We start from the raw sequence: 13,176 nt of genomic DNA on the forward strand, positions 1-13,176 counted from the left end.
ATGGTCGTCGGCGATGGCCGCTACCCGGCGAGAACCGGCGGGAGCTCGAGCATGCGGATGGCGTTCGTCCGTACTATCTTCTCGATATCAGCGGCAGGAATATCCCGCATTGCCTGTTCGGCGTAGCCACGGGTGTTCGGCCAGGTGGTGTCCTGGTGCGGGTAGTCACTTTCAAAAGTGATCTGGTCTACGCCGATGGCATGACGGCTGACAAGCCCGAAGTCATCCTCGAAAAAACACCCGTAAACCCGGCCGGCCACATAGCTGCTGGGCGCCTCCGTCATTTCTGGCGGCAGCCCGGACGCGGCATTACCCATACGCCAGACCCGGTCGGCGCGTTCGAACAGGTACGGCATCCACCCGATCTGGCTTTCCGAGAAAGCAATCTTCAGGGTGGGGAAACGTGCAAGTACGCCGGACAGCAGCCAGTCCGCCATCGCCATCTGGGAGTTCACCGCGGTGATTGCGATCCGTACGCTGGTCGGCGCGTCCGCCGAAGTGGTGAGGAACTGCGAGGACGAGCCGATATGCATGCATATCACGGTCGCGGTCTCCGCGCAGGCCCGCAGCAGCGGATCCCATCGCCGTTCGGCATCGTGCAGGCTTGGCAGGCCAAGCTTTGCCGGAAGTTCGCTGAAAGCGACAGCGCGCACACCACGAGCGGCGTTTCGACGCACCTCGGCCGCGGCGAGCTCGACGTCCCACAACGGGATCAGACAGAGCGGGATAAGCCGGCCGCCGCTGTCGCCGCACCACTCCTCGACCATCCAGTTGTTATAGGCGTGCACACACGCCAACGCGAGGTCCTTGTCCTTGGCTTCGTAGAAAGTCTGGCCGCAGAACCTGGGGAAGGTCGGGAAGCACAGGGACCGTTCGACATGATTCACATCCATATCAACCAGACGTGCCGCCGGCTCGTAGAATCCTGGCCGCATCTGGTCGTACCCCACCGGTTCCTTACCGATCTCCTCCGGTTTCAGGCCCGCGGACGCCATTCCCGCGACCACTGCGTACCGGAGGTCCTCGTACACCCACCAGTCGGTCTCCGGGCCGCTCGTGGCCATCCGGAACGGCCAGCCGTTTGCCGGGATCATCTCGTACGGCGCACGCACCACCCGTGGGCCCACCTCGCGGTACCTGCTGGGCAGCCAGTCCCGCCACAGGTGCGGCGGCTCAATCACGTGGTCGTCCACGGAAATGATGGCCGGAATGTCAGTTGTCATCGAACCTCCGCTGCAGTTTCATGGGTGGCCACCTCGTGACCAGTGCGGCCGGCCACCGGCCCGCTGGAAGATCAGGAACCGGTCGTGGGGCCAGCGGCCGACCAGGCCCGCGAGCGTGGCCCGGTCAGCCCCGCACCCCGCGCGGCAGCACCATCGGGGCCCCCATTCATGATCAACTCATGAGCCTAACGTACACATAACCGACAGCCCGACCGACCAACAGCTCCTGGACGGACGGAGGGTCAGCTGGCATCGAGAACTAAAGCAGTTGTGCCAGAAGATGAAAAGAGCTGGAACGGTCCGGACGGCCCGACGATGCCGGCGGCCGCCCACGTCAGACTGGAAGGGTGACCGTCTCGACCAGCACCGGCGACCGAGGCCGCAACGGGCGACGCGGCAGCTACGACCGCGGCAGGATCACCCGTGATGCCCTGATCGCGGCAGCTGAACGCCTGTTCGCGGAACGAGGGCTCGACGCGGTGTCGCTACGCGAGATTGCGGCCGCCGCTGGCAGCCACAACACCGGAGCGGCGCAGTACCACTTCGGTAACAAGGAGCGACTCCTCGAAGCAATCTTCGAACATCGCGCGACCGTGCTCAACGCACGCAGATCGGTACTACTCGCCCAGGCCGCCGGTGCCAGCGACGCGACCACGCGACCGGCCGGCACGGACGCGGAGCGCCGAGCCGAGATGGTCACGCAGGTGACGGCGCAGCCGACGGCCATGCTCCAGGCCACGGTCGGGGCCATCGTGCGGCCGTTGGCTGAGCTGGTTGGTCACGGCCAGTACGTCAGTTTCCTGGCCCGGCTGCAGGCCGACCATGCGCGCGACCATCGCATCCGCCGGCCGGACAACCTGACAGACACCACGTTTCGCCAGGCCCGGGACATGCTGTGGCACGCGCTTCCCGCCTTGCCGGAGCCGGTGTTCCGGCGACGCTTCAACCTTGCCATGCGGATGGCCATCGCCGCGCTTGCCGACTACGAACGAGCCCACCCCAACGAAGCGCACGCCAACGCCGCCGAGCGCCCCGCAACCGCGCCCGCCGACCACGGCCTAGCCGTCCCGCTCTCGGCCGAGAGGCTGGACGATCTGGTTACAGACCTGATCGAGGCCATGTCCGGGATGCTGGCAGCCCCGTCATCCCGGCTCGGCCAAGCTCCCGGCCCGGTCGACTCCCCCGCTCTGCCGGCCGACAGCACCGCCACGGACGCCACGGCCGACAGGCCCACCGGCCGCTGATCAGCTCAGCGATGCCCGGGACACCGCTGACGGCGTCCGTGGTCAGGCGTCCGTGGTCAGGCGACAGCGTCGAAGGACCCGAGGTCGGCGGCGGCCGTGACACACCGTCGCAGGTTGGCGCTGATCAGGGCTGGGCCGTGATGGGTGGGAGGTGTCATCACCCAGCCCACCACCACCCCCCAAACGATGTTCTGCCGGTACAGCAGCCAGGCGTCATCGGCACTGGGGGGCACGACACCGTGGCGACCGAGCTCGTCCAGATAGCCGGCGATGAGATCCCGCTCAAGGGCCCGCCGCCGCTCGGAGTCGAGTGCGGTCACGATCAGGTAGGAAACATCGTGCGCCCAGTTGCCAGCCTTACAGAACTGCCAGTCCAGCAGGCCGCCCCCCGTCGGCAGCAGATAGGTGTTGGCGACATGAGCATCGCCGTGCAGCAGGCACCGCGGTTCTTTCTCCATAAGATCTTCAAGCTTCCACAGCGCCGCCCAGAGCTCATCGTTCGGACGCCCCAGCGCAGCCACGATCTCGGCTTTCCAGTCGAGCTTCAGCTGCTTGTCGAAGATTCGTCGGCCGGTGCTTCGGAAGAACTCCGTGGTTTCCCCCGAGCCCGGTGTCTCCAGCCATGGGAAGGCCTGCTGAAGACCAGGACTTGACCAGTAGTGAGCGTGGACCTTGGCGAGCTCGGCGAGCAGTGCGGCGACCTGGTCAGAACTCAGCGATCCGAGCGCGTTGGGGTATGTCGCTCCCCGCAGCGAAAGATCCTCGATCAGCACCACGAACTGCCCGGTCTCCTCGTCGAGCTCACCGGCGAACAGCCGGGGTGCCTCCACGTCCAGTCGGGTGCGGACCTGCCGATAGAAGCCGATCTCGGTGCGGTACATGGCCGGCGCGGCCCGCGGCAGGCCCTGCTCATCCCCACTGACCAGCAGGGTCTTGAGAAACATCCGTGGCGGCAGCCCGGCGTCACGTCCCGGGGCGTACCGTAGCCCGAGCGTCAGGCGATCCGCGGTCGACGCCTTCTCTCCGGTAGCCGTGGCGACACCAACCCGGGCTGCCCCGATCAGATCAACCCCGTCGACCACGACCGTCGGATGGGCCTCACGCAGCAGAGCGGTCAGCATCGCGGGAGTGAGATCCTCGACCGACCTGGGTAAGTTTGCCATGCGCGATTCTGGCACAGATACCTCAGCGCAGGGCAATGCCGGACGCTCTTTGTCATCCTCATCAACGGTCGTCAGCGCTGTTGCGCTGCGCAAACCGGTCAGTGCCATGTCAATGATGATTTCCTGCTGTGATTATGCCTGTCAGTGGTGATGCCGGACGCGCTCGGGAGCGACGCAGAAAATGATCATCAGGCTGAGTGTGCACGACCCCGGTACGGATACCCGGTGTGACGTGGAGATTTCAGCCGATCCGGAGACGGGGGTCGGCTCCGTGCTCAACGCGCTGCCGATACCGGTGGGGAACCGCCTTTGCTTCGTCGGCGACCGACCGCTCGACCCCGCTGGGAGCGTCGTCGACAGCCCGCTGGTGCACGGCGCGACGATCAGCGTCGGCGTGTCGGGCCCGCAGCCGCGGGCTGTTGCGCCCGGCATCGTCGGCGCGCTGCGGATACTCGACGGGCACGACGCCGGCCTAGTCGTCTGGCTCGATCAAGGATGCCATCTGGTGGGCCGGGACTCGCAGGCGCGGATCGTGCTCACCTGCAACGAGGTCTCCCGCCGGCACGCGGCGCTCACAGTGTGCCAGGACGCCACAGTGACGGTGGAAGATCTCGATTCGAGCAACGGCACCCTGGTCGATGACGGACCCATGGCCGGGCCTGCTCCCCTTGCGGCCGGCGCCATCCTCGAGATCGGTACCGACCGCATGGAGTGGGTGCCGTTGCCGCGTTCACCGCTGTCGACGACACGCAGCCGGGACGGTCACCTCGACTTCGACCGTGCCTTCGCGGCGACACCCGACATCAGGCGGGCCGAGGTGGAGCTGCCGGCGGCACCCGCTCGTCATACCGCCTCCCGAAGCGCTGTCTGGCTCCCCGCGCTGTTGCCGGTCGTGATCGGTGGAGTCCTTTTCCTGGCCATGCGTAACCCCGTCGTGTTGGCGATGTGCCTGCTCGGTCCTGTCAGCGTCATCGGCAACCAGGTGGTGGGCCGCAGGCAGCGCGCCGCCGACGACCGGCGCTTCGAAACGGAGAAAGCCCAGGCACTACGTACCATCGCGACGGCGGCGGCCACCGAGGAGAGCGCCCGCCGTGCGCAGGCACCCGACCAGCTCGATCTCACCCTCGCCGCGACCGGAGCCAGCCGCGGCGTGTGGCCGCGCAACGCCGACTCTCCCGACGGCCTGCGACTACGGGTGGGCACCACCGGCGAACCCGCGTCGATCGACCTGCGCGGCGAACGGTGGGACGGGTTCACCGAGCCGGCCCTGCGTGGCGTGCCGCTGACGGTTGACCTGCGCGCCGTGGGTGTACTCGGCGTCACCGGCCCGAGCGGCCCGGCGGATGCGCTGGCCCGGTGGCTGGTGCTTCAGCTCGGCGTGCTCCGCAGCCCTGACGACCTGCGGATCGTCCTGATCACATCAAGCAGCCGTGACCACCTGGCCTGGGCCACCTGGCTACCGCATGTCGCCACCGGTGACGCGGGCCCGGTGCCCTGCTGGGTCGGCAACACCGAGGCGACCCGGGCAAGCCGGATCGCCGAACTTCGGGATCTGATCACCATCCGGTCCGCCGAACGCCGTGGTGCGACCAATGTCCGCTTCGCCGAGGATGTCGTCGTCCTGCTCGACGGCGCGCTCGCGCTGCGCAACCTGCCGGGTATGAAGGCGATCCTGCGGGACGGACCGGAAGCGGGCGTGTACGTGATCGCCGTCGACCGGCACGGCATGAACGAGTGCCGCGCCGAATGCCAGGTCGACGACAGCGGTGCCGTCCGGCTCACTCACCGCCGTGGCGAGCGGGCCGCGGTCGGCCGCCAGGAGGGCATCGACCCCGGCGAGGCGGGCTGGCTCGCACGAGCCGTCGCACCGCTACGTGACCGGCTGTCGCTGGGCAACGCGGAGACAGCCATCCCGTACCCGGTGCGTTTTCTCGACCTTGTCGGCGTGGGGATGGCATCCGCGGACGACGTGCTCGCCCTGTGGGCGGACCAGCCGGGGCCGACCACCCGGGTGCTCCTCGGCGCGGATGGGGACGGGCCGGTCACCGTCGACCTCGCCGGACAGGGTCCGCACACGATGCTCGGTGGTGCCACCGGCGCCGGCAAGAGCATCCTGCTGCAGACGCTCGTCACGTCGCTGCTGCTGGCCAACACTCCCGACGAGCTGAACCTTGTCCTCGTCGACTTCAAGGGCGGCAGCGCGTTCCTCCCGTTCGAGCGCTGCCCGCATGTCGTCGCGCTCATCCGCTCCACCGGCGAGACGCCGGCGGACGTCTTCGACCAGGCCGCGGCCGACCGGGTCCTCGCCTCGGTACGGGCGGAGGTGAACCGCCGGGAGTCCCTGCTCGCCCGCTACGGCGGCGAGATCGACGAGTACTGGAAAGCTCTGCGCTCCGCGCCTGGGCTGCCCGCGCTCCCCCGCCTTGTGATGATCTTCGACGAGTTCGCGCGGGTGCTGGAGACGTCCCCGGACTTCCTGCGAGCACTGGTCAACGTCGCGGCCAAGGGCCGGTCGCTCGGCATGCACCTGGTGCTGGCCACCCAGTCGCTACAGGGCAAGCTGTCGGCCGAGCTGAAGAACAACATCGATCTTCGGATCACGCTACGGCAGAACGAACCGGCCGACAGCGTCGAGGTCCTGGGCGTACCGGATGCCGCGGCCATCCCCGGCCGGCTGCGTGGCCGCGGCATGATCCTGTGCACGAAGGACGAGACGCGGACCCCACGCCTGTTCCAATCCGGCTACCTGGGTGCCCCGCCACCCGTCGGCGGGGCACGCCCCGCCCGCATCCGGATCGTGGACTGGGCCGCGCTCGGCACCGCGCGGCCCGAGGAACCGACCGAGCGCGGCGGTGCGGCCACCGACCAGGCCCGCACCGTCCGCGCGATCGAGGCCGCCGCCCGCAGGCTGGGCCGCCCGGCGCCGCCGCGGCCGTTGCTACCGCCGCTGCCCGCGGACCTGACACTCGACGGCCTCGCGGCCTGGGCCACCGAGGAAGCATCCGCGACGGCTGTCCCGTACGGTCTCGCCGACGTACCCGACGCGCAGGCCCAGCCGCCGGTGGCGCTTGATCTCGCCGGGCACGACAGGCTGCTGGCGGCCGGCGGGCCGCAGCAGGGCCGCACGACGTTGGCCCGAACATTGATCACAAGTCTGGCGTCACGCTTCCGGCCCGATCAGGCGCAGGTGTACGTCATCGAGCACCAGCCGGCGGGGCTGGCGGCCTACGCGGGCTTGCCACACTGCGGCGCGGTGATCGCCGGCAGCGAGCCGGACCGTATCCGCAGGTTCATCACCTGGCTGAACGAGGAGGTCGGCCGGCGCCAGTTCAGGCGATCGGACGGCGGGGCGGCAGCCGGCGGGCAGCGGGATCCGTGGCTCGTCGTCGTGGTCGACGGCTGGGAACGGTTCGAGAACCGCGCTGACCCGGCATTCCAGGAAACATCGTTGCTGACGACGTTGCGCGAGGTGACCCTGTCCGGGCCGCCGCTCGGCGTGCACATCGTGCCGCTCGGCGGTCAGGAGCTGTTCACCAGCAGGGTGGCGACGCTGTTCAACCGACGCCTGCTCCTGCCGTTCGGCAAGGAGGAACTACGCCGGGCACACCTGGCGTCCAGAACGGCGAGCCCACCGGAAATGCCCGGCCGAGCCGTGGACGCCGCCACCGGGACACACATCCAGATCTGCCGCCCGGACGTTGACGCCGACACACTGATCACCCAGGTCGCAGCCCGATTTTCCGGCATCGAGCCGACCGCAGCCGGGCTGCCACACGCGTTCCCCGCGCTGCCCACCCAGGTCACCATCGACGATCTGCGGGTGCCTGACTCGCCTCCATCTGGAACCTGGCTCCCGCTCGGCGTGGGCGGCCCAGATGCGGACACCGTGGGCATGGACTTCTTCGGCACCGGGCCACAGCTGCTGCTCGTCTCCGGCCCGGCTGGTTCCGGACGGACGGCCGCGGCCGCGGCCGTGGCCCGCGGGCTGCGGCGGATGGGCGTCGGCGTACTGATCATCGCCCCGCCGCGCTCACCGCTGCCCGCACTCGTTGAGGACGACGACGTCCGGATCATGACCGGGACAACACTGAAGGACACCGAGCTGCGGGCCGAGGCCGAAGCTTTCGGTGACCAGCGGTACGCCGTCGTCGTCGACGACTGCGATCAGATCACCCTGATCCCGACGCAGGTCAACTTCGCCGACGGCCCCACGTTGTTGCAGGACATCGCAAGCCCCGGGTCACTCGGCCGGCAGGCGCTCGTGCTCTGCGGTGACGCGGCACTGATCCTCACCGGTCAACGCCGATCCCTCGCCCGGGTCGTCAGTGAGATCATGAGCAGCGGCGCCCGGCTGCTGCTCACCCCCACCTCCCCGGTGCTGGCACGCGAGCATGGCTTCAAGCTCGAGCCCGACCAGTTCTTCGCCGCCCCACCCGGCCGCGGTCACCTCTCCACCGGCCATGCCACGGCCTTGGTGCAGCTCGCCCGGTAGGTCTCGCCCGGTAGGTATGGACATAGCGCCCGGTAGGTACCGGCATAGCGGCGGTGGCCCTATGCGTGCCAAGCCGCTGTCCGGACAGGTACGGGTATCCGCCAGCACAGGCTGGTACCGGGAATCGTGAGGGTCTGCTCATCAGGGGTGACCGTGAGCAGGAACCTGTTGCACCCGGGACGGCCGAGGGCATCCCAGCCGTGCAGGGTGTCCTCGACGATCGACCAGACTGGGTTGGCTCCATAGTCGTGTACACGAAGCGTGCCGTCATCGTGGATCCGGGCGACACAGAAACGATCAGGGTCGGAAGTCCGGAAAAAAGCATCACGCTCCGCGCCGCCAAAAAGCCCGATGAAGGACAGGTCAGGGATACGCATCTGGAGGAGAAAACGGAAGGTCGCGTCGTTGAAGACCGCTGGGTCGAGATTGCTGGTCCGTTCCCGGGACGGATCGCGCTCGGGAATGACGAACATCGGTAGCGCGGCGGGCAGCTGTGGGCGCGATACCATGAAAAACAGCGGGCGCGCGTCGAGAAAACCACTGGCGGTGCCGTCCTCTCGTATCTCCAGCAGGACCGACGTGCCGCCCTTCACGCTACCCGAAAAAATCACAAAAATCTTCGCGCCGGGCCGGGCCTGTTCCACCCAGAAGTAGGAGACATGCGTAAAGGAACATGTCGTGATAATGCGATCGTAAGGGGCCATGCCCGGATAGCCGGCAGCACCGTCCGCCACCAGCAGGGTCGGACGGTAGCCCATGTTGGCAAGCACGGCAGCGGCGCGGCCGGCCACGGCATCGTCGTACTCGATCGAGACCACGCCCGCGTCGCCCAACCGGTGGCAGAGCAACGCCGTGGAATAGCCGGTGCCAGTGCCGATCTCCAGGACGCGGTGCCCGTCCTGGACGTCGAGGTCCTCCAGCATCCGTGTCACCAGGCACGGCATGGTGGATGAGCTGGTCGGCATCCCGAGCTGGACCTGGGGCGTGGGCGCCCACAGGTCGTCGTTACCCGAAATCTGCGTTATCCAGGTCTCATCCGTATACACCAGATCAAACCATTCCTGGTCGCCCAGCGAATCAGCGATAACAGGGGTGTACGTGGGCGGGCTGTTACTGATTTTCCGGTAGAATCTGGGCAGAAAAACATGCCGTGGTGTCGCCAGAAACGCATCCCGCCAGGGCTTCGATCGCAGATCCCCGCGCGCCGTCAGCGCATCGGCGAGCATGACCAACCGGCTGCCGATATCGCCGGTCGGCAGTTTTGTATCAGCGGCCATCAACGCATCCTCTCGCCAGAAGATCGGCGAGTGCCGCCGTCATCGGCAGACCGGCATGCTCTTCCTCCAGCCACGCCCACTGGCCGTTGGGATTACATTCCAGAAAAACAAGAACATCGTTCGCGTCCAACGCGAAGTCAAACGCGCCGAACATCAGCCCGAACCGCTCCAGGTAGGCGCGTACCGCCCGGATCACATGATCCGGAATATCCATCACAGTATACTGTAGCGTACTGTAATCGCGACGCCAGTCAAGGTGCTCGCCGTCAATTCTGACCGCGAACACCTCTCGACCAATCACCGTAACCCGGATATCCGCTGCTTTTTCGACTTTAGCCTGGACCAAATGGACAGTATGCCGCATCGTCTCGTCGAAGTCAGCGGCGTCCACCTCCCGTACCCACACCGTCCGCGTCTGGCCCTCCGCGTCGGCATAGGGCAGCAGCCGCAGCGGCTTGTACACTACCGGACCGACCGCACCGGCGAACGCCCGCGCGGCCGCCGGGTCATTGGTCACCAACGTCGGCGGCACCGTGAAGCCGACCTCCGCGGCAACGGCCAGCTGTGCCGGTTTAAGCTCCGCGTCGGCGATCCGATGGGGATGATTGACGTACAGACAACCCGGCAACGAGGTCAGGACCCCGCCGAGCCCGTAACGGGCCTGCAATATCGCGAAGGCCCGATCCTGCGGGGCCATTTCCGGAAAAACAAACGCACTCGGGCGACGGTAGTACAACGAGCGCACAGCCGAGAGCAACACCGTCCGGGAGCGTGCCCGCAGCCAGCCGCCAACGCCATCAATATGACAATAGTTATCAAGATTATAAATTCCACCAAAGGCACCGCGGTCATCACGGGTGTCCCCCGCGCCTACCGTCGCCGCGAACGACAGATGCGTGGGGAAGTCAGCGGTGTCGAACCGCACTACCGGTACATTCCGCTCGTTCAGCGCGGCGACCACCAGATCGGCGGTCGGGTCGTCGAGCTGGGTCACGACCAGCACAGGCCGCTGATCCGACACCGCTCAGTCCACCGGGTTCGAGTCCTGCGCGAAGTCCGTGTCCGGATCCCCGTGCTGGCCATCACCCCGGCTGCCTTCGGTCGCGGTCGAGCGCTCCGTGCCCTGGTAGGTCCTGCTGTGCCTGCCCGTGTCGAGCACATGTCCATCAGCGTCGTAACAGACAGCGGTCTGGGTCACCGGGTCGAGATCCACCCGCACCACCCTCGGCCCGGCCGCCTCGCCACGCGCCCTGTGCGGCTCCATCCGCCGCACCCCCCACGGCCGCACGGTTCCCGCCGGCACCTCGGGTGCAAGACCAGTGCGCGGATACATCGGCAGCCTGTCCTCGGACGGAAACAGCACGCCCATGCAACGACCTCCCTCTGGAAGCAACAGCCCATCCCGCACACTCAGGATGAACCCTCAGTATCCAGAGAATTTCGGCTAGCTACAACAACTCTTCGCGACTCATTGACGACAGGGCCCGCCACCTCGCCGTTCGGCAGCCCCACACCCGCCAGCGCGTGATCCGGTCGCCCGATAAGAAACCAATGGCCATGCCAAGATCACCAACGGTGACACACGGTACAGCGGTATGGCCGATTCGCAGTACGGCCGATTCACGGTACGGAAGTACGGGAGTACGGCAGCGGAGGTACGGTTAGCAGTATGAAGACGACCGTGGACTTGCCAGAGGTGCTGGTGCGCGAGGCACAGGACGTGGCCCGCGCTGAAGGCACCACGCTGCGGAACCTCGTCGAGGAAGGGCTGCGCGCCGCCCTTGGACGGCGCCGCTCGGCGTCCCAGTTTCGGTTGCCGGACGCGTCGGTAAACGGCAACGGCCTGCGCCCGGAGTTCCGCGACAGTGGCTGGGACGAAGTGCGTGCGGCAATCTACGGTGACCGTGCATGATTGCGGTCGACACGAACATCCTCGTCCATGCGCACCGGCGTGACTCGCCGTTCCACGAACCGGCGGCTGCCGCTGTCCGCGGCCTCGCCGAGTCGCCGGCTGCGTGGGCGATTCCATGGCCGTGCGTGCACGAGTTCTACTCGACAGTGACGCACGCGCGTATCTACGATCCGCCCAGCAGCCCAGCCGAGGCCATAGCACAGGTGGAGGCGTGGCTCGGCTCACCGTCGCTGACGTTGCTCCATGAAGGAGTGACGTACTGGCCGACGCTACGGGACATGATCGGAGCTGGAAAGGTGCGGGGTCCGATGGTCCATGACGCCCGGATAGCCGCCCTGTGCCACGCAAACGGTGTTCGGACGTTGTGGAGCGCCGATCGCGGCTTCGGACGCTTCCCGGCACTGGTCATCCAGAACCCCCTCGTCCCGAGGTAGGCATTGACGCACGAGAACTGACCCCCGCGCCAACGGTCGTCGATCGCGTGGTCCCAGCTGATGTAGGCCGCGGTCAGCCGGGCGTCGGTGTCCAGTCCAGGCCGGGGCTGTCCCGGACGGCTGCCCAGGCGGTGGACAGGTCGCGGTGCGCGGCGTAGAGCGCGCGGAACCGGGCGAGCCAGTCGCGTTCCCAGTACTCCAGCCGGGTGGGATTCGTGAGCTTGGCCGGATGACATGCCGCGAACATGGGCCAGTGGAGTGGTTGATAGACGACACCGGTACGGTACATGTGACGCGGGCACGGCTTGGCGGGCAAGCTTGGGTCCGGCTTTTCGGGCGGATTTTTTCATGGGGGCTTGGGGCATGCGTTGTCATGTGGGATGCGCGATGTGGACGCACACGTCTTGGCAAGGACGCTTTCTGGCGCACCCGCTCCCGTCCCACGAACGCCTGCAACACTACGCCAGTTGGTGCAACGCGGTCGAAGGGAATACAACGTTCTATGCAACGCCGGCCAAAAGCACCGTAGCCTCGTGGGCACGGCAGACCGACACCGACTTTCGATTCGTGATCAAAATGCCGAAAATTATCACGCATGAACGCCGTCTTACGGACGTTGACGAGGTGCTGCACGCCTTCCTGGAAGCGATCGAGCCACTCGGCCCACGGGCCCACGCCCTCTGGATACAGCTTCCAGGATCGTTTACCCCCGCCGACGTCCCCATACTTGCCCGCTTTCTGCGCCAGCTCACCAGGTCCCACCGGTACGCTGTGGAGGTCCGCCACCCCGCATTCTTCAACGACCCCCGCGCGGCGCGACTTCTCGAAGGAGCACTTGCCACCGCAGCCGCCGAATGGATTCCGTTCGACACCACCGTATTATTTCAAAGTCCACCACAGAGCGACGCTGAACGAGACGCATGGACCAAGAAGCCGCGCGTACCGCTCCGATCGCTCGCGTTGACCGACCGGCCGATCATCCGCTACCTCGGCCGCGACGCTTCCGCACGGACGATCGAAGGCTGGCAGCGTTGGATTGACATTGTCGTCGAATGGTTGCGTGAGGGCCGCTCACCCACTGTCTTTATTCACACCCCGGACAACGCCGACGCACCACAACTCGCGCGCCGCTTCCATGACAACGTACGGGTGCGCCTGCCCGAACTCGATGCGCTGCCTCAGCCGATACCGACTGGGCCGCCAACCCTCTTCTGAACAGTTTGTCGTTGGGTACGCTTATCCGGTCCAAAACCGTACCCAACGACAAACCCACGCCGATCATCAATAAGCGGCGGCGTCCGCCAGACGCAGCAGCAGATCGCACAGCGCGTTGGCGATAAGGCCGAGGGGACCTGTGGTGGGCCGACCTCGGCGAGCCCTGCGGGTCGGCGCCGGCATTACGCCGGCCGGTCGTGGTCGTGCAGGCGGCCG

General features: G+C 66.9%; 11 protein-coding genes. 5 read left to right on the forward strand and 6 right to left on the reverse strand.

Annotated elements, in window-relative coordinates; genetic code table 11:
* Positions 1–20: 20 nt before the first annotated feature.
* On the reverse strand, positions 21–1,223 hold the full coding sequence (locus tag MJ783_RS00365) for an amidohydrolase family protein (protein WP_239307863.1): 1,203 nt from the start codon (positions 1,221–1,223) through the stop codon (positions 21–23).
* 347 nt (positions 1,224–1,570) lie between these two features.
* On the opposite strand from MJ783_RS00365, the gene MJ783_RS23415 reads away from it, so the two are divergent.
* Positions 1,571–2,467 carry a TetR/AcrR family transcriptional regulator gene (locus MJ783_RS23415; RefSeq protein WP_305039300.1) on the forward strand — a complete coding sequence of 299 codons (897 nt, stop codon included), beginning with the start codon at positions 1,571–1,573 and terminating at the stop codon, positions 2,465–2,467.
* A gap of 56 nt (positions 2,468–2,523) precedes the next feature.
* Here the strand turns inward: MJ783_RS23415 and MJ783_RS00375 are convergent, their stop codons facing one another.
* A complete protein-coding gene (locus MJ783_RS00375) occupies positions 2,524–3,630 on the reverse strand; it encodes an ecdysteroid 22-kinase family protein (protein WP_239307864.1) in 1,107 nt (368 codons plus the stop codon).
* 181 nt (positions 3,631–3,811) lie between these two features.
* On the opposite strand from MJ783_RS00375, the gene MJ783_RS00380 reads away from it, so the two are divergent.
* Entirely contained in the window at positions 3,812–8,122 is a 4,311-nt protein-coding gene (locus MJ783_RS00380; protein WP_239307865.1) for an FtsK/SpoIIIE domain-containing protein, read from the forward strand.
* A 59-nt stretch (positions 8,123–8,181) separates the two neighbouring features.
* Here MJ783_RS00380 and MJ783_RS00385 read toward each other — a convergent pair whose 3' ends face one another.
* The 3 genes from MJ783_RS00385 to tgmA are packed head-to-tail and all read right to left on the reverse strand — an operon-like array spanning position 8,182 to position 10,768.
* Complete coding sequence (locus MJ783_RS00385; protein ID WP_239307866.1) at positions 8,182–9,399, reverse strand: hypothetical protein; 1,218 nt, start codon at positions 9,397–9,399, stop codon at positions 8,182–8,184.
* On the reverse strand, positions 9,389–10,402 hold the full coding sequence (locus MJ783_RS00390) for a hypothetical protein (RefSeq protein ID WP_239307867.1): 1,014 nt from the start codon (positions 10,400–10,402) through the stop codon (positions 9,389–9,391). The genes MJ783_RS00385 and MJ783_RS00390 overlap by 11 nt, the downstream gene beginning before the upstream one ends.
* 21 nt (positions 10,403–10,423) lie before the next feature.
* Positions 10,424–10,768 (reverse strand): putative ATP-grasp-modified RiPP, encoded by a 345-nt coding sequence (gene tgmA, locus MJ783_RS00395; protein ID WP_239307868.1) that lies wholly within the window; start codon positions 10,766–10,768, stop codon positions 10,424–10,426.
* Between the two features lie 300 nt (positions 10,769–11,068).
* Here tgmA and MJ783_RS00400 point away from each other — a divergent pair, with 300 nt between their 5' ends.
* Together MJ783_RS00400 and MJ783_RS00405 are read left to right on the forward strand one after the other, a co-directional pair.
* On the forward strand, positions 11,069–11,311 hold the full coding sequence (locus tag MJ783_RS00400; RefSeq protein WP_239307869.1) for a type II toxin-antitoxin system VapB family antitoxin: 243 nt from the start codon (positions 11,069–11,071) through the stop codon (positions 11,309–11,311).
* Entirely contained in the window at positions 11,308–11,745 is a 438-nt protein-coding gene (locus MJ783_RS00405) for a TA system VapC family ribonuclease toxin (protein WP_239307870.1), read from the forward strand. Before MJ783_RS00400 ends, MJ783_RS00405 begins: the two co-directional genes overlap by 4 nt.
* 73 nt (positions 11,746–11,818) lie before the next feature.
* Here MJ783_RS00405 and MJ783_RS00410 read toward each other — a convergent pair whose 3' ends face one another.
* Positions 11,819–12,061, reverse strand: a complete 243-nt coding sequence (locus tag MJ783_RS00410) for a hypothetical protein (RefSeq protein WP_239307871.1) — start codon at positions 12,059–12,061, stop codon at positions 11,819–11,821.
* A gap of 47 nt (positions 12,062–12,108) precedes the next feature.
* Between MJ783_RS00410 and MJ783_RS00415 the strand changes: the two genes are divergently transcribed.
* Positions 12,109–12,960, forward strand: a complete 852-nt coding sequence (locus MJ783_RS00415) for a DUF72 domain-containing protein (protein WP_239307881.1) — start codon at positions 12,109–12,111, stop codon at positions 12,958–12,960.
* Positions 12,961–13,176 lie beyond the last annotated feature (216 nt).

Source organism: Protofrankia sp. Cj3 (genome assembly GCF_917627355.1).
Classification (GTDB): Bacteria; Actinomycetota; Actinomycetes; order Frankiales; family Frankiaceae; genus Protofrankia.